Origin of the sequence: Aureivirga marina (assembly GCF_015767265.1) — a bacterium.
In the GTDB taxonomy this organism is placed as follows: domain Bacteria; phylum Bacteroidota; class Bacteroidia; order Flavobacteriales; family Flavobacteriaceae; genus Aureivirga; species Aureivirga marina.
Map to the genome: position 1 here is coordinate 277,037 of NZ_JADPIB010000003.1, position 19,608 is coordinate 296,644.

Genomic DNA, 19,608 nt, shown 5'->3' on the forward strand with positions numbered 1-19,608 from the left:
TTAACCGTTTAGAAATCAATTATTTTTAATAAAATTTTCTAATTTCTGAATTGTAATGTTTTTATTAAAAGTCCATGAAGAATACGAAAGAACAGTCATTTTAACCTCAGCACGTTCTAAAATTTTATATTGTTCAAAACCTAAATCATGTGCAAATTCTCCTGGATAACCAATCAAATCAATTCCAAAATATGCGTCTTTATGTTTAATTAATAAATCTAAAGTTATTCCTGCAATTTCAATTCCTTTCCAAAAATGAATTACTTCTTTTTCTTTTAATTCATGAATTACCTCATCTAAGAATTTATCGTAAATATTTTCTAAATTGGATTGATTTGAAATTGAATTAATAGAATCTAGATAAAAATGAAATAGTGATTCAGGTTTAAGATTTTCTTTTGTGATAGATGTGTAAATATATTGTTTTGATTTTGCTCTTGTAATAGCAACATTAAAAATATCTTCTTTATTGAGATGAATAAAAGCCGAATGATGCGAATTAGAATCTACAGCAAAAGAAAGATGCATTTCATCTCTTTCCTCTCCTTGAAATGAATAAGCCGTTCCCACACGAATTTGATGACGTTCAATCTGATCTGAAGAAAAAGTTTCATGAATTTTTTCATATAATGCATCTGATTGTTTTTTAAACGGAGAAAGAATTCCTATAGTAGAAACTTTTGAATGAAAAATTTCTTTTTCTCGATTTATAGTTTCTTGAATGTTTTCTAAAAGCTGTTCAATCTCTATAGAATTAACTCCTTCTGCATCTCGAATTCCATTTGCTTCTATATGAAAAATTGCTTTCTCATAAGAATCTGGTTTTTTCGTCATAATTCGTAAATCATTATTATAAAATTTTTCATTACTAAATTCTATAATCGACGGAAGACTTCTATAATGTTCATCAAGCATAGAAAGTTGCTTATTTGATTTGATAGATTTAATTCCAACATCTAGAATACTTTTTTCTCTATAATTTAAAAACAAATCAGGAAAATGATTTACATGATATTTAGATTGTAAAATTTGTTGCATGCTTTTAGAAAGAAAAGAAATATGTCGAAGTTGATTTGTATCTCCAGCAATTACAACTCGTTTTGCTCTTTGTAATAAAGGAATACAGCTTGCAATATCACATTGTGTTGCTTCATCAATAATGACCAAATCAAAAAGCTCTTTTTTCATAGGAAGAACTTCTTTTACATTTGCAATATTTACAGCCCAAATTGGAAAAGCTTTTAAAATCGCATTAAAATCAATTTCATTATAAATATTTGCCTTTCCAGTATCATTTTCAAAATTCATAGCATCTCGAAAATCTTTTAAATCATTCCAATTAGTTTCTAAAACACTAAGTAGCTGATCAACGAGTTTTTTACGAATAAAATAATCTACTTTTTTATTAATTTGATTTTCTATCGCATTTGTTTTTTCTAAAATTTCATGTAGAGAATCTTCCCTATTATATTTATAATTCAAATACTTTTTTTTGAAATAAGAAATAATCCCAGTTTTATCTTCGCTTAAAAATAAACCATGAACTAATTCATCAGAAATTTTATTTTGAAAAAACTGTTGTAGTTCTTTATAACTTTGAATATCATTTTTAAGATCTAAATGATTATAAGCAATATCTTTCTTAGAAAGTTTAAACATTCTATTTAAATATCTCTCTCTATTTTTTACAGAAAGTAAACTTCTCAGGTATCTTGAAAAAGGCGTTTTATATTTTCGTTTTTTTCCTGTTCGGACTACACATTGTTCTAAGCCAATTTGAGTTCTAATTTTATCTACAACAACATCTACAGCTTCATCTGTACGAGAAGCAATTAAAACACTTTCTCCGTTTTGCATATGTTCTAAAGCCAATGCACCTATTGTATATGTTTTTCCTGTTCCTGGAGGGCCATAAATGACATTAAAAGGAAAATTCTTTGCTGCTTCTATAATAGATTCTTGCGCTTTACTTAATCCAAAAGGAATTTCCAGTTTATTAAAAGTTCTATATGTTGAAGTTTTGTATTCTTCTTCTAAAAATAAAGATTGAATCGGTTTTGAATAATCTTCTGAGTTTGCTATTAATTCTAATTCGTTTAAAATTCCACGCGCAGAAGTTGATTTTTGAATTAATCCTAAAAAACTTGCAGGAAGTAAAGACAAATCTGTTTCATTTGTGTGTTCTATTCCTTTTAAATAAGTTTTAAGTTTAGTAGCTTTTAAATTCTCTGGATATAAATAAACCTCATCACAATTAATAATAGGAAAGTATTTATTTAATTGCTTTATAATTTTTCCAATCTCTTCATAGGTTATATAAGATTTAGGAAGTTTATTATAAAAAGCTTCATAATCTATTTCTTCGTCTTCCTCTAACATTTGAAGAAAAGAATAATTAATCTTTCTACTCTGCATATCTAAAGAAATAAAATGTAATTCATCTCTCTCTTCTATAGTTGCTTTATAATAAAACAAAGGAGCTGTAACTTTCTCTTTCTTATCATTCTTATATAAATATCCTGTAACAAAGAAAGAAGCATAAATTAATTCTTTCTCTCTATCATAAAGTTCTTGTTTCTTTAAAATTGCTTTTGCTTTTCTTTCAGGAATTGGAATAATTGGCGAAATTCCATTAATTAATTCTTCTTTTGTTTCAATACAATATTTATTCTCAATTTTTGCATTTAAGAAATCAATAATTACTTTATCTCTATTATCTGATTGATAACAATTTCTATAATATTTAATCAGGTTTTTAAGTTCTTTTTCTTTCTGCATATATTCAATTTCAAGTTTAACGAAATATAATATATTTTCTTAATTAACGTTATCTTTGTTGAAAATAAAATTGATAACTAAAAAATTGCTTTAAAAATATAATATTAACAATTGCAAACTCACGAAAACCTTAATTTATAAATATATGAAACTAAGTAATTTATTTTTAGTACTTACCTTATTTTGTGCAACTATTTTACAAGCACAAGATGTACAATCAATTGACAATACAGAATATAAAAGAAAAAAATTTAGTATAACAATGACTGGAGGTTTGGGTTATGCTACAATCAATCCAGATAATGGAAGAAATTACAATTTAGATGCAAATGTTGGAGAAATACTTTTCAATTATAATTTTATGAAAAATATTGGTGTTTCTTCTGGAATTGGAACTTACTTTTTAAGTGGAAATGGATTTGATGATAATGGAAACTTTTATCATGAAAGATCCTTATTAAAAATTCCTTTAAACTTAAGTTTTACTGTAGAACTTAACAAATCTTTCGAAGTAATGGCAAGATATGGAGTTTATGCACAAACAATTATTTTAGATGAATATCAATATGCTACTACAACTTTAGATGATGTTTATGAAGGATGGAATTTTGGAACAAATTTAGGAATTGATTTTATTTATAAAGCAAATGAAAAAATGAGCGTTGGTTTAACATATGCAGGACAATCAGATTTTAAAAAGTTTGATATCAATAGTAAATATGGAACGGATCAAAAGCAGAAAATAATTGGAATGAATACATTAGGATTCTTATTTAGATTTGAATTTTAATAGACTTTAAACAAAACCCTCGAAAAGTTATAATTTCGAGGGTTTTTAATTTATAATTCTTTTTCAAAAGTTACTTTATCTGAAAATTCTTTTTCGATTTCTTCTATAGAAGGAAGCTTTGTCTTCATCTCTTTCGGAATTGCTTCTGTTATTTTAAATTCACTAATTCCCATTGGTTTGTGAATATCTCGTAGAGCATATTCTGCTTCTATTTTATCTTTCTTTTTACACAATAACAAACCAATGGTTGGATTTTCATTTTCTGTTTTTAATAAATCATCTACAGCAGAAAGATAAAAATTTAATTTCCCTGCATATTCTGGTTTAAATCTTCCTGCTTTTAATTCAATTACAACATAACATTTTAATGGAATATGATAAAAAAGTAAATCGATAAAATAATCTGTTTCGCTTACTTCTAGTTTATATTGTCTTCCTACAAATGCAAACCCTTTTCCAAGTTCTAAAAGAAAATCTGTAATATTTTGTGTCAATTGATTTTCTATCTCTCTTTCTAAAGCTTCTTCTTGTAAACTAAGAAAATCGAAATTATAAGGATCTTTTAAAGCTTGTGACACAATTTTAGAATGTGCCTCAGAAAGTGTATTCTGAAAATTATTCGATTTACTTCCTTTTCGAAGGATAAAATTATTTTCAATTTGAATTTCTAAAGTATCTCTCGTCCAGCCATTTTTCCCAGTTTCTTCTACATAGAACAAAGCTTCATCAATATCTTTTATCTTTGAAATAATCAAACGATGATGTCCCCACGGAATTTGTGCCACGCTCTGTGGCACAAAAGCAAATTTCTCTGAATAGAAAGTATACCATTGTTTAATTGCATAAATATTTCTTCGAGAAAATCCTTTCATATCTGGAAAAGCAATTCTTAAATCGGTAGAAATTTTTTCAATAACACCGCTTCCCCATTTTGCATTTTCCATCTTTGTAGTAATCTCTTTTCCTAATTCCCAATAAAGTTCAATTAATTGTTGATTTACGGAAAGAGCAACTTTTTGTTTTGCAAACTGAACTCTAGATTTTAAAGTTTGAATCCAAGTTTTATATTCTTCGTAATTATAGGCAATTTTACTCATTTTGTCTTTTAGCTTTAATCTTCAATTTAGCTAATTTTCATGTTTTAAAAGCGTATTTTTATACTTAATTTCAATTAAAAACTATCGTTTTTTCAGTGTTTTAATTTGCTTTTCTATCGTTTTTTTAATTTGTTTTTTCTCTTTAGAAGAAAGCTCTTTATCTAATTTTAGTTTCTCTAAAGCTTGAATGTAAACCTGAATTGCTTCTTTTGTTTTGTGAAGTTTTTCCAAAGCTTCTGCTTTTAATTTATAATGTCTCCAAAAATCAGGAAAACCATTAATTCGTTGATTTTGTTCTTCTACGATATAATTCCATTCCCATGAATCAAAACAAAAATTTAATCCTAAAGGAATTCCAACAGTTGGTGTAGAATTATGACTAAAACCTTTTAAAAGTTGTTCTTTAAATCGAAAGTTTGTAAAATTTTTCGATTTCATCTCATTTACAAAAGCATCATAATATTTTTTAATAGAAATATCATCCCATCTGCGATTTCCAATTGCGATATAAAAGTTTCCTTCTAATGAATTTATATTCTCTAGTTTTTGTTGAATATCATTATCGTTTGGCCAAAAAGCTGGACTAATTGCAATACAAGAATGGAATTTGTCATTTTGCTCTAAAAATAAATTCGTCATAAAATATCCACCAAAAGAATGTCCGACTAAAATTGCTTTTTTTTCCAAGTTTAATTCTTTTTGTATTAAAGGAAGAACCTCATCGATTATAAAAGAAGAAAGATTTTCTTTTTCGGTTAATTCTTTATTTCTATCCTCATGTATAATTCCTATTAAAACACTTTGTGGAATTTCATCATATAAATAGAGATTATTTACCGATTGTAAAATTGTTCCGGTAATTTCTTCATCGTTTCCATCGGTATAAATAATACATTGTTTAGAATCTTTTATTTTCGAATAATTTAAAGGTTTACTGATTGTAATTTTTCTTTTAGAATTAAAAACTTTCGAATTTATTTCAAGCGTATCAGGTTTACTGTAAAAAGAATGGGATTGTGAAAATGTTTGAATTGTAAGTAATGTGAAAATAGCTAAATAAAAATATTTCATAACAGTTCTAAAATATTGGTATTATCTCTATGATAATTGTCAGTTAATTGAAAAATTCATTGCAATTATACAAAATCTTGATTTGTTTTTGATTTAAGTCAAAATTAATTTTTGAACTGCCATTTACTTTTGAAAAAACAAATCAAATACATATGAGAATTATTACAAGTTTAGGAGTTTTGTTCCTTTTAATTTCTTGTGTAAAAGATGATAATAAAACACAAAATATTAATAATGATACTTATATTTTAGAATATAAAGGTTTACCAAAGCCGATAATTCCAGAAGATAATAAACTAACAAAAGAAGGCGTAGAATTAGGAAGAAGATTATTTTATGATAAAGTATTAAGTCAAGATAATTCGATTTCTTGTGCTTCTTGTCATGCTCAGGAAAACGCTTTTTCTGATATAAATAGATTTTCGCTTGGTGTAAAGAATTTATCAGGAAAAAGACAAGCAATGGCAGTTTTTAATATGGCTTGGAATGAAAATAAATTCTTTTGGGATGGAAGAGCAAATTTATTAAGAGAGCAAGCTTTACTTCCAATACAAGATCATTTAGAAATGAATGAGACTTTAGAAAATGTTGTTTTAAAGTTAAAAGAAAATCCTGATTATGTTGAAAGATTTAAAAAAGTTTTCCATTTAGAGATTACGTCTTTATCTATTTCTTTAGCATTAGAACAATTTATGAATTCCATTGTTTCTAATAATAGTAAATATGATAAATTTCTGCAAAATAAAGCAACTTTAACTGCTTCAGAAGAAAGAGGACGAATTTTATATTTTCGTTCGTATGATCCTTTAAAACCTAATCAGAGTTTTGGAAATTGTGTTCATTGTCATGAAGGCGCCAATTTTGAAAATGATAGTTATATGAATAATGGATTAGATATAGATGTAGAAATGACAGATTTAGGAAGAGGAAAAATAACAGAATTAGCTTCTGATAAAGGATTATTTAAAGTAACATCTTTACGAAATATAGAATTAACGCCACCTTATATGCATGATGGACGTTTTGAAACTTTAGAAGAAGTTATAGAACATTATAATACGGGAATTAAACCTTCTTCCACTGTAAATGCAACACTTTTAAGTTTATCTAATTTAGGATCAATTTTAAGTGATCAAGACAAAAAGGATTTAATAGCATTTTTAAAGATATTAACAGATTATGATTTAATTACAAACCCAAAGTATTCAAATCCATTTGAGGAATAAAAAAAGCCAGTTCTCGAAACTGGCTTTTATATATTTTATTCTATAATTAATTGTTTGATTTCGGATGAATTTAGATAATCTAATTTTACAAAATAGGTTCCTGAAGAAAATTTAGAAATATCAATTGTATTAGGAATATTTTCTTTTTGATTATAAATGGTTTTACCTGTAATATCAAAAATAGATAGATTAGTAATTTCCTCAGAACTTTTAATAGCTATTGTATTATTTGCAGGATTTGGATAAACTTCAAATTTATTAGAAACAGAAAATTCATCTGTATCTAATCCTTGAGATATGTTTCTATAAAGCTTTGTAATTGGTGTTAGATTTCCAAAATGTCCCATAAATAATAAATCTTTATTACCATCATTATCAATATCTGCATAAGTAGTCGTAGAATTATACATTCCAATAAAAGGTTTGTTTTCTAATTCGGTAAAATTTCCAAGACCATCATTGATATAAATTGTAGAAATATCCATTCCGTAAGCAGATCCTGTTTGAATTAAATCTTCATCATTGTCATTATCAATATCAACAAATACAACTTCACCAAAAGCAATTTTTAAAAAATCATTATTTTCATTTTCAGAAAAGTTACCTGTTCCGTCATTTAAATATAAATTAGAAATTCTATTATATAAATCGTCAAAACCAGTAATCATTAAATCTTGATCGCCGTCATTATCAACATCTGAAAAATCAACAGAAGAAACACTTACAGGTGTAAAAGGAGTATTTTGAATTTTAGTAAAGTTACCTGTTCCGTCGTTTTCATATAGAATTGCAATGCTTTCAGTTGCTTCATTATTTGCTCCACATATAAATAAATCTTGATCACCATCATTATCGATATCTGCAAAATCTAAAGAGCCTTGATTAGCTATTACACCGTTAAATTGCGAATTAGAATCTAAGGAATAAATACCTGAACCATTATTTCTATAGAATTTTAAATCTGAAGTTCCTGACATAAACAAGTCTAAATCATTGTCATTATCTATGTCAACAAAAGATATAACTTCAATATTATTTTTTTGAACAGCAGGATTTTCCATTTCTGTAAAAGTTCCAGTACCATCATTTTTATATAATTTTGTCACTAAACTCAAATCAGGTTTTACTCCTGTCATGATTAAATCTTGATCGCCATCATTATCGATATCTCCAAAAGAAGCAGAAGAATATCCTAAATGTTGTAAAATGTTTGTTCCTTCAACAGGTAAAGAAACTTCCTCAAATTCTAATTGTTGTCCAAAACAAGCAATATTAGCCAATAATAAAATGGTTAATGTAATTTTTTTCATAATAATTTAAATGTTTAAGTTGTTTTTTGTTAAAAAATTATCAAAAACTATTCCGTTATTTTAAGCTAATATGAATTTTAAAGCTCTTTTAAATATTTATTTTCATCTTTTCCTAATAATTTATTTTTTGGAGTTCCAATTTTTTGAGCACTATAAATTCCTGTATGCCCAGAAAAAAGATAAGCACTAACACAAGCAATTCCAATAAAAACTCCAGCTTCAATTCCGAAAAGTTCGATTCCCATTAATGTACAAGCAATTGGTGTATTTGTAGCTCCTGAAAACACAGCCACGAATCCCATTCCTGCTAAAAGAGCCATTGGTAAAGGGAGAAAAGAAGAAAGAAAACTACCTAAAGTTGCTCCAATAAAAAATAAAGGAGTTACTTCACCACCTTTAAATCCAGCTCCAATTGTAAAAGTTGTAAAAAGAATTTTAATGAAGAAATCATAGAAAGCCTGTTGTTCTGTAAAAGATGCAACAATTGTAGGAACACCAAGTCCGATATATTTGGTAGTTCCGATAAGATAAACAGCTAAAGCAATGACAATACCCCCGTAAAAAGGACGAAGAGGTGGATATTTGATTTTGTTGAATAAATTGCTCCAATAATGAACTAATTTAGAAAAGATTCTACCAGAAAAACCAAATAAAATTCCTGCAAAAATTGCGATGATAACTCCTAATAAATCAATGTCTGGAGTAAATGGAATTTCATAATGCGTGTGTTCAACATGCCAAAAATGAGAAAAATAATTTGCTAGAACAGCAGCTAGAAAACTTGGAAGAATTGCATCGTATTTTATTCTACCAATAATTAAAACTTCCAAAGCGAAAACAGCTCCAGCTAAAGGAGTTCCAAACACAGAAGCAAATCCTGCGCTAATTCCTGCGTATAAAAGTATTTTTCTATCTCTTGGTCTTAAGCGAAAGTATTTTGAAAACTGATCCGCAATTGCTCCTCCCATTTGTACAGCTGTTCCCTCTCGTCCAGCTGAACCTCCAAAAAAATGTGTGATTACAGTTCCAATTAAAATAAGTGGAGCCATTCGAAAAGGAATCACTTTTTTTGGACTATGAAGTTCTTCTAAAAGCTGGTTATTTCCTTTTACCACATCTTTTCCTAGATAATAATACATGAGACCAATGATAATTCCACCAATAGGCAACAAACTAATAATCCAAAGGTGACTTTCTCGCCAATCTGTTGCCCAGTTAAGTGAAATTAATAATATCGCGGATGCAGAGCCTGCTAAAATTCCAATGATGGTACAAATTAGTAACCATTTTAAGACATAGTAAATTGTTGGTAAAATTTCTAATGATGTCTTTTTATTGAATTTTGTAGTTTTCATATATACTTCTTCTATTTAATTTCATTTAAAAATTAGTTTAAGTAGAAGTCATCAGACACTTAAAGTGACGGTTCGAGGCAGACATCATTGCCTATATATTTTCTGCAAATATACGTCATTTTTTAAAAAATTTATAAGAATTACCGTTAATTTTTAGAATATACATTCCTTGATTTAAATGCTGTATATTTAATTTTACTATATCTTGATTATCTATATTTTTATTTTCTACAAAATGAACTAATTGTCCGAGTGTATTAAAAAGTTGAATATCATCATTTATTTCAATTGCTGTTGATTTTTGAATATAAAGAATTCCTAAACTAGGATTTGGAAAAATCATGAAATCTAAAACCTCATCCTCCTCATATTCTTCAGTGTTTATATCGTCTCTTTCGCCTTTATAAATACGAATATCATCAATAGCAATATCAGAAGTATATCCGCTTCCTGTGATTCCTCTAAAGCGAATCTTTACTATATCTCCTGCATATTTATTTAAATTAATCTTTTTCTCTTTCCATTCTTCACCTTGATTTCCAATTAAAGGAGATGTTATATCAGTAATCCATCTTCCATCATGATAAATATCTACATGTAATTCACCCATATTAATTCCAAACATATGATATGAAAAACTCATTTCAATATATTCCATAGTGCTAAAATCTAAGCAAGGTGAAACTAATCTAGCTTCCATTGCTGTACAATTAGAAGCTTCAATATAAAGATACTTACCATCAACTGTATTATGTGTTGCATCAATGTTAGGACCAGTCATTTCTGAAATAGTTTCTCCAGAATTAATTAACCAATCTGTATTATCTTCACCAGTAACGTTTACCCAATCATTTGGTAAAATACAGCTATTCATTTGGCAATTGGCTTGTGCTTGACATAAATCACCAGATTCAAAATCTTCCATATAAGGAAGTGAATATCCATCACCAGAAACAGTAATTTCTATTTCATTTAAACTACTATCATTTCCTAATGGATTAGAAACATTTAAAGAAACTCTATAAGTTCCTTCATTTATAAACTTAACATAAGGACTTTTACTTGTTTCATTAAAATCATCTAGAAATTCATAAGAATTAGGCGTAATATTCCATTCCCAATTTGTAGAACCATAAGCAGATAAATCAATTAATTGAACACTTTCATTTTTACAGACTTCGGTTTTACTAACTTCAAAGCAAGCAACAGGTGCTTTATCTCCAGGATTTTTCAAAGGAGTTTCCCACAAACCTCTACCATATGTTGCAGCTCTAAGCATATCTTTTCCTTCACAATTTGGATCATAGTAAATTTCTAATTCTGTTACCTCTAAATTTGGTAAACCATTATTATATGGAATCCAATCATTCATATCTGCGTCCATATAATACACACCAACATCTAAACCAATATAAAGAGCATCGTTTGTACTACGATGATCATAAACGACAGTATTTATGGATAGATTTGGCAAAGTTCCTGTAACATTTTCCCAAGTATTTCCGCCATCTCTAGATTCAAAAATTTTCTTACCAATTACAATCCAGAGGTGATTAGAATCATTTGGATTTATCTCTATATCTTTTACAGTTCCATTCTCTGGTTTAGTAATTTGATTATAAGTGGGATTTTCACTTAATGCATTTTCTATTTTATATAAATTAGTTTTAGAAAAATAAATAACATTAGAATTATTTGGAGCAATTGCCAAATCTACTACTTTAACACCAATTTCAAAATCCGTTATTTTATTCCATTCTACATCAGATGTATTTATTGTTTTAATATTATTAGATACCCATATATTACTATATCCAATATACATTCTACCTGTATTAGAAGGATCAATTTTAAAGGGTGTTATCCAACCACCACTTTCATTTATTCCATTATAACCACTTCTTGCAATTCTATTAAAAGAATGTCCTTTATTTATAGATCTTCTTATATCTCCATAATATAAAGCAGTGTACATATAATTATCATCATCAAAATCAATAACACATTCCATTCCATCACCTCCAACTTCTGTTCTAAAATGATCTTTATCAAAAATGGTAGTTCCATTGTCTTGATGCCCATTAATTACTAAATTTTTAGTTTGTTGACTTTGTCCAATTTTGTATAATTGACTTATTGGTAATTTAGATGATAAATCAATCCAATCTTCTGTTTCTTCTTCTAGTCTATAAATTCCTCCATCATTTCCTGCATAGAAATCATTATTATGAGGAGAAAATTCAAAGGCATGTTGATCTGCATGAATTTCGGTTACCCAATATCCCATCATACTCCAAGTGACACCTCCATCTATAGATTTCCAAACATTAATCCCACCTGCATACAATTCATTTTTATTTTTTGGATTACAAGCTAAAACTAAATCATACCAAGCTTGACTATTAAAATCGTTTCCTGTAGAACTATATCCTAAAATATTTGGCGAATCCGACATTGTAGAAAAATTTTCCCCAGCATCTTCAGACATGATAAAAGATTTCATTCCAGTGCTTCCTCCTCTTAATCCATATAATCGTTCTGGATCATCTTCTGTAACACTAATTGCAATTCTTTGTGCACTATCATGATTCGTGTAAATTTCTGTAAAAGATATCCCACCATCGATTGATTTAAGTATATTTTTTCCTCCTACATAAATCACTTCAGGATTATCTGGTTTTAAAGCAATGTCTTTTGCTGTTGATGAAACTCCTGTTGAGGTCCATGTGTTTCCACCATCAGTAGTTATATGAATTCTATTATTGGAAGCAGCAATTAATTTATTTGGATTTGTTGGATGAATAATTACTTCATTAATTGTAATATGACCCATTCCAATATTTGCTGGTTGCCAAGAGTTTCCTCCGTTTATAGATTTCCAAACGCCATATCCTGGAGCATCTCCTGCATCTCTATCTCCTGTTCCTACATAAATAATGTTCGGATTTGTATAATCAATTGCAATACTACTGATTCCTAAACGAACAAAATCATTACTTAAATCTGTCCAATTATAACCTCCATCTGTAGATTTCCAAATACCTCCAGAAGGAGTTCCTACAAATAAAGTATTTTCATCTGTGGGATGAAATGCAATACAATTTATTCTTCCTGCACCATTGGATTGTGTCGTTCCATTTTTTGGTAAATCGATTGGTCCAATTATAGACCAATTTCCTTCTACAGAACTTCTTGCAGAAATAAATCGCTCTGCATAATCTTTGTAAATTTCACGAGTATTATTTAAAGAAGTAATTTTATCCGTTGGATTTAATCGTAGTTTTTTATAGTGTTCCCAACGTTTATATGCTTTCCAACCTGTTCCTTTTTTCTTTCCTACAAATTCAAAATATGCATCTGCTTTTTGTTGAATTGTTTGAAATGAAACCTCAGGATCGTCTAATAATTCAAACCATTCCTTTTCATTCTCTTGGGAAAAAAGAAAAGAAACGCTTAATAAAAATATTAGTAAGGAGTTGATTTTTAATTTCATGATTATAAATTTTTAAACTAATAAATAGACTTTGTATTTTTTTTAAAAAGCTGTAATTCAATAATTTATCTAAATTACCCTAAATAGAAACCATACTTTTCTAAGGATTTGTTAAATGAATTTTAGGAAGTTTGTTTTTATTATTTTCTTAGGAAAAAAGAAAGTTTTTTTTAAGCTTTTGCCTTTTAAAAAGAGAGAACCTTTAATTTAACTAAAAAGAAAAATTTCTATAGTTAAAATATTGATAATTAAGTATTTAAATAGATTTTAATAAGGATGTTATTTTCTTAAAAAGTAAATTTTAACCAAATAATAGATTCTTTTAAATCTTAAATAATTAACAGTTTAAAACGATTTAAACTTTTGAAAGAAGTAATAATTCCTAGAATTTTCTAAATTTAGCTCCTCTAAGAAAATAGAATAATGAAACACCAATTAATTGAAATTAATTCGCAAGTAGAAGAAGTTAAAATTCCGAAACAACATACTTTAACGTTACACAATAGAATTCATAAAATATTACATGAAATAAGAGAACAAAATGATATTATTTCTTTTGAATCTAAAACAAAGAAATATTTCAAAATGGCACAAAATCCTTATGCTTTCTATCGTGGTTCAAATCATTTGTATTGGGAAGATTTTTTTAATGATTGGCGTTTTCGATTTTTTGGAGGAAGACCTGAGACTTTAACTTGGGTTCAAGGAGATGCGCATATTTATAATTTTGGTGCGTTTTCAAATCATCAAGGAGAAGTAATTTATGGATTAAATGATTTTGATGATAGTATTGTTGCAGATTTTCAATATGATTTATGGCGAATGGCAATTAGTATTGTGTTGGATGCACGTGTAAATGGTATTTTTGATTTTAAACAACAAAAAGCTGCTTTAGATTCTTTTATTAATGCTTATTTAGAGAAAATTTCTTTCTTTTCGAATAGAGAATTTTGGACAGAATGGCATTATACAAAAAAGACAACTGATGGAAAATTAAAAAAATTCTTGAAAAAAGTTGAAAAGAAAAAAAGTCGATTGAAAATGTTAGATAAATGGACAATAGGTGAAGGAAATAATCGAAAATTCAATTTAGAATTAGAAAAATTAGATGGAATTTCAGAAGTCTTAAATATAAAAATTAAAGAGAGTTTTATTGAATATAGTAAAAATTTATCTTCAACTACTTTAGCTAATTTTACCATTTTAGACATCGCAGAAAGACAAGGAGCTGGAACAGGTTCTTTAGGTACGAAACGTTATTATGTTTTAATCAAAGGTGATGAAGCAACAAATCATTTACCAATTATTTTAGATGTAAAAAAGCAGCAAATGCCTCCAGCTTGTGCAAAAATGAATACAGAAGAAATAGAAGAATATAAAAATACATTTAAGCATGAAGGAGAACGTCATATGTTAGCTTTTAAAGCAATTGCAGAACATCCTGATCAATATTTAGGTTGGTTAGAACTAGAAGATGAAATTTATTCTGTAAGAGAACGTTCGCCTTTTAAAGAAGCTTTTCCAACTGAAAAATTAAAACTAGAAGAGGATTTTTATATGATTTCGCAACAATGGGGAAAAATTTTAGCAACAGAACATCAGAGAGCTGCTTATAAATTACACAAAGATTATGATCCGTTTGTTTTTTCAAAATATTTAGTTTCAAAGATTCATACAGATAAAGAAAAATTTATGTTTACTGTAAGAGAAATTGCTTTTAATTATGCAGATTGTGTAGAAGAAGATTGGAGAAGTTTTGTTAATGCTTTAAATCTAGAAATGGTAAAACATCAAGAAGAAAATAATTAAAAAAAAAGCCACTTTATGAAGTGGCTTTTAAGTTTATAATACATAAAAACTGTCTGGATCTGTTTTTGGTAATTCGTGTTTTTCGTTTACTAATTGCTTTAAATTTAGTTCAATCGTATTTGAAATTGTTGTTGTCGCAATATCTGTAGGACGATTTTCAAATGGATCTTGAAGATTAAAAGCTGTTCTTTCTAATAAGAAAAAAGTGGTTGCAATAACTAAAATTATTAAAAGTTCAATCAATGGATTTAATTCTGTAATTGCAATATCTAACATACATAAAAACACATAAATGAAGACATGAAGAAGTAAACAATACATTTTTGGAAAAACGGTATTTTTAATTCGTTCTGCTTTTCCCATAGATGCACATAGACGTACAAAAGTCGCATCTACTTCTACATATTGGAAATTATTTAAAACATTCATCGCAAAAAGTGATTGTACTTTTCTAGAATTTAAATCAATCAAAGCTAAAGGAACATTACTATGTTTTTCAATTTCTTTTTTTTCTTCTTTTGTAATATATTTATCTAAGAAATCTGTTGCATTTTGTTTCCGTAAACTTTTAGATAAAGCATGACACCAAGCAATTTGAACATTTGCAATTTCTTTAATTATTTGTTCGACTTCTGGAGTTTGATGTGAACGTGTAAAGTTTTTTACCTGTACAACCAAACTTCGAGAATCATTTACAATTGCTCCCCAAATTTTTCTTGCTTCCCACCATCTTTGATATGATTGATTTAATCGAAAAGAAAGAATAAGTGAAATTGCAGTTCCAAGAAATGCTGGAATCGTAAGTGGAAGTTCGAAACTTACAAAATATTCAATAATCATCATTACAATTGCAAATCCAATGATGTAAATTAAATCTACTCGAACTTGACCTAAAATATAACGAATTGGTACGCGTCTTTCTAATATCATAATTTTGATTTTTAATCAATTATTTTTGCCTTCTTTTTCTTTTTTGAAACCAAGAAAATTCCAACAAAAATCATTATACAACTAATTATTTTTAACGGAGATAAATCTTCTGTATATTTTGGGCTGTGTGTAAATGCTTCGTAAATTTCAATTGCGATATAAGTAACAACAGGTTGTAAATAAATATAACTTCCAATAATGGATGCTGGTAAATGTTTTAAAGAATAAAGATTAAATAAATAAACTAAAAACGTTGAACCAACTGTAACATAAAGAATTACAAATAATGCAAAAGGTGTGATTAATGTAAGATCTGTTTTTAAAACAAAGGAATAACTAAATGGAATACTTGTAATTAACGCAACTAAAAATACCCAACTAATAACAGTAATATGATGGTATTTTTGCATTAATGGTTTTGCTAATATAATATAAGCAGCATAACTCAAAACTTTTAAAAGTGTTAATAAATTTCCATAGATAGAAGCACTTCCAGCGCTTTCATGATCTCCAAAAAGAATTAAAACAATGGTTCCTCCGAAACCGAGAATTATTCCAAGGATTTTTAAAATTCCCATTTTTTCTTTTAATAGGAAATAACTGAAGAATAATATTGCGACAGGAGTTAAAGTACTGATGATTGAAGAATCAATTGGAGATGTATGTTCTAATCCTTTGAAAAATGCAAGTTTACTAATTGTAACACCAAGTAATCCACAAAAGAAAATTCTTAGATAATCTCTTTTGTCAATTTTTTCTTTTTTAAAAACATAAATACTCCAGAAAAGTATTGTTGCTCCTAAAATTCTTAGAAAGAAAAATGCTTCCGCAGAAATATTGTTTGGAATTACTTCTTTTGCAAGTAAATAAGTAATCCCGACAATCGTATTTGCGAGAAATATAAAAAAATGTGATCTAAGATGATTTTTGGTAATCATATATTTTGCATTTACTACAATTTACAAAAAATATGATAAAAATTATTTTAATTTATTGATAATCAGATTTTTATAAATAAAAAGAGATTTTACACTAAAAGTAAAATCTCTTTTTGAATAAGAATATTTTTAGACTTTTACATCATTGCTTTTCTTCTTGTAAATGAAACAACTAACAATAAAATTGCAACAAAAGCAGAAACTTTTGCAATATAATCACCTTGTTGTACATAATAGGTAAATTCATCATTTGAAATAACAGTTCCTCGTAAAGCTCCTTTTTCTCCATAAGGAATTGAAGAAATAATATCTCCTTTTTGATTGATAAATGCTGAAATTCCTGTATTAGCAGATCTAACAACACTTCTTCTCGTTTCAATTGCTCGTAATTTTGAAAAAGTCAAATGTTGTTTATGTCCTTGTGTATCTTCCCACCAACCGTCGTTTGTGATTACAGCAATGAAATCTGGATTTTTACGGATATATTCCGTCACATATTCTCCATAAATCGATTCATAACAAATAACTGGAGCTACACGATTATCATGACTATTTGATTCAAAAACATCTCTGAAATTCTGTGTTCCTAAAGATCCTGTTAATCCACCCAAATCAATTGTCATTCCACCTAAAATTGGAGTCAAAACTTTCTGAAAAGGCATTTGTTCAACACCTACAACTAATTTTGATTTATGATATACAGGGTTTTTATGCTCGTTATTTAATAATAAAGCAGAATTATAAACATCATACCATTCAAAATTTGAGTTACGCATTTTTCTCGCAGAAGGCGTTGGCTTTGTTTTTTTGTTATGATATATTTCTGCAAGTGTAATTCCTGTTAAGAAATTTACTTTCGGATATTCTTCAAAAAACTTATCAAATAATTTATAAGAACTTGAGTTTTTAAAATTTTGTAAAGTTGTAGATTGTGGTAAAGTTGTTTCTGGTGCTAATACAAATTCTGTATTTGGTGTAATTTTTTCTTTCGTAAGATTTATTAAATCTAAAGTAAATTGTCCATTTGTTTTTTTGTATTTTTCCGTATATGGATCTACATTTGGTTGTAAAGCGATTACTTCTATTTCTTTTCCTTTTTCTTCATAATTATTATAAATTCTATAAGAAAAACCAATTGGAATTATAATTAATAAGAAGTAAAAAATGATTTTTCTAATTAATACAGGTTTGTGTTTTGTTTTAAAATATTGCTCTAAAGCTTTGAATAATCCAACATTTACAATCCAAACCCATAAACTTCCACCGAAAATTCCTGTATATTCATACCATTGAATCCATTTATGAAAACTTGCAAATCCGTTTCCTAAATTTAACCAAGGCCAAGATAAATCCCAACCTAAATGAAATTTTTCAAAAGCTATCCAAGCTGTCATTAAAAATAAATAACTTGATGGAATTGCATTTTTCTTTGCAACTAAATGAAAAATTAAAAAAACAATACTCATCAAAAAAGAGTTTGTTACTACAGCTCCAACCATTCCAAAAGGTGTTGCATAATAAATCCACCAAGTTGTGATAAAATTCCAAATTAAGAAAGTTAACATCGAAATTCCAAATACTCGAAGTTTTGATGCTTTTGGAAATTTTGTTCTTATGTTTTTTTCTGCAAAAAGTAAAGGAATAAATCCTAAAAATAATAATCCTGGAAATCCGTACGTCGGCCAACCTAATGCTAATAACACTCCAGATAATATTGCTAATAATAAATTATTTTTCATTAAAGTTTACAATGTTTCATTATGTAAAATAAACCCTCATTAAATAAGGGGAAATTAAAAATCAAATGTATTAAATTTTTATCTTTTTAATTTATGAATTTTTCAAAATAAAAATTTTAAATAAACGTTCTTTTTTTAAATATTAGATTATGAAAAAAATTACACTTTCTATTTTATTTTTATTAAGTTTTCAATTTCTTATTGCTCAATTAAATGTTACTTGTATTGAAAATCATTTAGAAAAAATTATTAAAACTGAAAAACCAAGAAATTACAAAAATGTTGCTGTATTAAATAAAGTTGCAAATTATATTCATCAGGAATTTAAAAATTATTCAAACGCTGTTTCTTATCAAAATTTTAATGTAAATGGTAAAACATATAAAAATGTGATTTGTGTTTTTGGAGAAGAAAATAAAGAAACAATTGTGATTGGAGCGCATTATGATGTTTGTGGTAATCAAGATGGAGCTGATGACAATGCAAGTGGAATTGTAGGTTTGTTAGAATTGGCTAGATTATTAAAAGGAGAAAAATTGAATTATCGAATTGAACTTGTAGCTTATAGTTTAGAAGAACCTCCTTTTTTTAGAACTAAAAACATGGGAAGTTATATTCATGCAAAATCATTAGAGGAAAATAATACAAATGTTTACGGAATGATTTCTTTGGAAATGATTGGATATTTTAATGAAGAAGCAAATTCGCAAAATTATCCAATTCCAGAAATGAAACAATTATACGGAACGAAAGCCGATTTTATCACGATTGTTTCTAAACAAGATAATTCTGAATTTACAAAGGAAATTTCTCAGAAGTTTATAAAACAGAATAAAATTAAGTCCTTCCCTATTTTAGCACCAACTTCTTTAGAAGGAATTGATTTTTCAGATCATTTAAATTATTGGAAATTTGGTTTTGATGCAGTGATGATAACAGATACAGCTTTTTTTAGAAATCACAATTACCATCAAAAGTCAGATACGATAGATACTTTAAATTTAGAAAAAATGGCAAAAGTGATTGATAATTTACATCAAACACTCCTTCAGTTATAAATAAAAAAAGCTAC

Annotated in this window: 13 protein-coding genes and 1 riboswitch; of the genes, 4 read left to right on the top strand and 9 right to left on the bottom strand. The window is 27.5% G+C overall.

The features are described 5' to 3' along the window. Positions 1–15 precede the first annotated feature (15 nt). Entirely contained in the window at positions 16–2,778 is a 2,763-nt protein-coding gene (locus I1A51_RS08050; protein ID WP_196892847.1) for a DEAD/DEAH box helicase, read from the bottom strand. A 145-nt stretch (positions 2,779–2,923) separates the two neighbouring features. Between I1A51_RS08050 and I1A51_RS08055 the strand changes: the two genes are divergently transcribed. Next, positions 2,924–3,568: an outer membrane beta-barrel protein gene (locus tag I1A51_RS08055; RefSeq protein ID WP_196892848.1), complete on the top strand. Its 645-nt coding sequence runs from the start codon at positions 2,924–2,926 to the stop codon at positions 3,566–3,568. A 50-nt stretch (positions 3,569–3,618) separates the two neighbouring features. Here I1A51_RS08055 and I1A51_RS08060 read toward each other — a convergent pair whose 3' ends face one another. Beyond that, complete coding sequence (locus tag I1A51_RS08060; protein WP_196892850.1) at positions 3,619–4,665, bottom strand: PDDEXK nuclease domain-containing protein; 1,047 nt, start codon at positions 4,663–4,665, stop codon at positions 3,619–3,621. Between the two features lie 81 nt (positions 4,666–4,746). After that, a complete protein-coding gene (locus I1A51_RS08065; RefSeq protein ID WP_196892852.1) occupies positions 4,747–5,736 on the bottom strand; it encodes an alpha/beta hydrolase in 990 nt (329 codons plus the stop codon). Positions 5,737–5,888: 152 nt separating this feature from the next. Between I1A51_RS08065 and I1A51_RS08070 the strand changes: the two genes are divergently transcribed. Beyond that, positions 5,889–6,962 (top strand): cytochrome-c peroxidase, encoded by a 1,074-nt coding sequence (locus I1A51_RS08070; protein ID WP_196892854.1) that lies wholly within the window; start codon positions 5,889–5,891, stop codon positions 6,960–6,962. A gap of 35 nt (positions 6,963–6,997) precedes the next feature. Here the strand turns inward: I1A51_RS08070 and I1A51_RS08075 are convergent, their stop codons facing one another. The 3 genes from I1A51_RS08075 to I1A51_RS08085 all read right to left on the bottom strand — a co-directional run bounded on the left by I1A51_RS08075 (position 6,998) and on the right by I1A51_RS08085 (position 13,120). Further along, positions 6,998–8,272 carry a T9SS type A sorting domain-containing protein gene (locus I1A51_RS08075; RefSeq protein WP_196892855.1) on the bottom strand — a complete coding sequence of 425 codons (1,275 nt, stop codon included), beginning with the start codon at positions 8,270–8,272 and terminating at the stop codon, positions 6,998–7,000. Positions 8,273–8,349: 77 nt separating this feature from the next. Next, positions 8,350–9,627, bottom strand: a complete 1,278-nt coding sequence (locus I1A51_RS08080; RefSeq protein WP_196892857.1) for a voltage-gated chloride channel family protein — start codon at positions 9,625–9,627, stop codon at positions 8,350–8,352. A gap of 35 nt (positions 9,628–9,662) precedes the next feature. Further along, a riboswitch (Fluoride riboswitch) is annotated at positions 9,663–9,728 on the bottom strand. A gap of 14 nt (positions 9,729–9,742) precedes the next feature. Further along, positions 9,743–13,120, bottom strand: a complete 3,378-nt coding sequence (locus tag I1A51_RS08085) for a T9SS type A sorting domain-containing protein (RefSeq protein WP_196892859.1) — start codon at positions 13,118–13,120, stop codon at positions 9,743–9,745. A gap of 423 nt (positions 13,121–13,543) precedes the next feature. Between I1A51_RS08085 and I1A51_RS08090 the strand changes: the two genes are divergently transcribed. After that, complete coding sequence (locus tag I1A51_RS08090) at positions 13,544–14,929, top strand: DUF2252 family protein (protein ID WP_196892861.1); 1,386 nt, start codon at positions 13,544–13,546, stop codon at positions 14,927–14,929. A 33-nt stretch (positions 14,930–14,962) separates the two neighbouring features. Here I1A51_RS08090 and I1A51_RS08095 read toward each other — a convergent pair whose 3' ends face one another. The 3 genes from I1A51_RS08095 to lnt all read right to left on the bottom strand — a co-directional run bounded on the left by I1A51_RS08095 (position 14,963) and on the right by lnt (position 18,536). After that, complete coding sequence (locus tag I1A51_RS08095) at positions 14,963–15,859, bottom strand: bestrophin family protein (RefSeq protein ID WP_196892863.1); 897 nt, start codon at positions 15,857–15,859, stop codon at positions 14,963–14,965. Positions 15,860–15,870: 11 nt separating this feature from the next. Further along, positions 15,871–16,797: a DMT family transporter gene (locus tag I1A51_RS08100; protein WP_196892864.1), complete on the bottom strand. Its 927-nt coding sequence runs from the start codon at positions 16,795–16,797 to the stop codon at positions 15,871–15,873. Between the two features lie 137 nt (positions 16,798–16,934). Continuing rightward, positions 16,935–18,536 (bottom strand): apolipoprotein N-acyltransferase, encoded by a 1,602-nt coding sequence (gene lnt / locus I1A51_RS08105; RefSeq protein WP_196892867.1) that lies wholly within the window; start codon positions 18,534–18,536, stop codon positions 16,935–16,937. Positions 18,537–18,685: 149 nt separating this feature from the next. Between lnt and I1A51_RS08110 the strand changes: the two genes are divergently transcribed. Next, positions 18,686–19,594, top strand: a complete 909-nt coding sequence (locus tag I1A51_RS08110; RefSeq protein WP_196892868.1) for a M28 family peptidase — start codon at positions 18,686–18,688, stop codon at positions 19,592–19,594. The last annotated feature ends 14 nt before the right edge of the window (positions 19,595–19,608 follow it).

What these genes read in the sequence shown, in the direction of transcription:
- I1A51_RS08060 (WP_196892850.1), bottom strand. Translation starts at nt 4,665, where the DNA reads ATGAGTAAAATTGCCTATAATTACGAAGAATATAAAACTTGGATTCAA.
- lnt (WP_196892867.1), bottom strand. Translation starts at nt 18,536, where the DNA reads ATGAAAAATAATTTATTATTAGCAATATTATCTGGAGTGTTATTAGCA.
- I1A51_RS08100 (WP_196892864.1), bottom strand. Translation starts at nt 16,797, where the DNA reads ATGATTACCAAAAATCATCTTAGATCACATTTTTTTATATTTCTCGCA.
- I1A51_RS08080 (WP_196892857.1), bottom strand. Translation starts at nt 9,627, where the DNA reads ATGAAAACTACAAAATTCAATAAAAAGACATCATTAGAAATTTTACCA.
- I1A51_RS08085 (WP_196892859.1), bottom strand. Translation starts at nt 13,120, where the DNA reads ATGAAATTAAAAATCAACTCCTTACTAATATTTTTATTAAGCGTTTCT.
- I1A51_RS08050 (WP_196892847.1), bottom strand. Translation starts at nt 2,778, where the DNA reads ATGCAGAAAGAAAAAGAACTTAAAAACCTGATTAAATATTATAGAAAT.
- I1A51_RS08065 (WP_196892852.1), bottom strand. Translation starts at nt 5,736, where the DNA reads ATGAAATATTTTTATTTAGCTATTTTCACATTACTTACAATTCAAACA.
- I1A51_RS08055 (WP_196892848.1), top strand. Translation starts at nt 2,924, where the DNA reads ATGAAACTAAGTAATTTATTTTTAGTACTTACCTTATTTTGTGCAACT.
- I1A51_RS08090 (WP_196892861.1), top strand. Translation starts at nt 13,544, where the DNA reads ATGAAACACCAATTAATTGAAATTAATTCGCAAGTAGAAGAAGTTAAA.
- I1A51_RS08075 (WP_196892855.1), bottom strand. Translation starts at nt 8,272, where the DNA reads ATGAAAAAAATTACATTAACCATTTTATTATTGGCTAATATTGCTTGT.
- I1A51_RS08095 (WP_196892863.1), bottom strand. Translation starts at nt 15,859, where the DNA reads ATGATATTAGAAAGACGCGTACCAATTCGTTATATTTTAGGTCAAGTT.
- I1A51_RS08070 (WP_196892854.1), top strand. Translation starts at nt 5,889, where the DNA reads ATGAGAATTATTACAAGTTTAGGAGTTTTGTTCCTTTTAATTTCTTGT.
- I1A51_RS08110 (WP_196892868.1), top strand. Translation starts at nt 18,686, where the DNA reads ATGAAAAAAATTACACTTTCTATTTTATTTTTATTAAGTTTTCAATTT.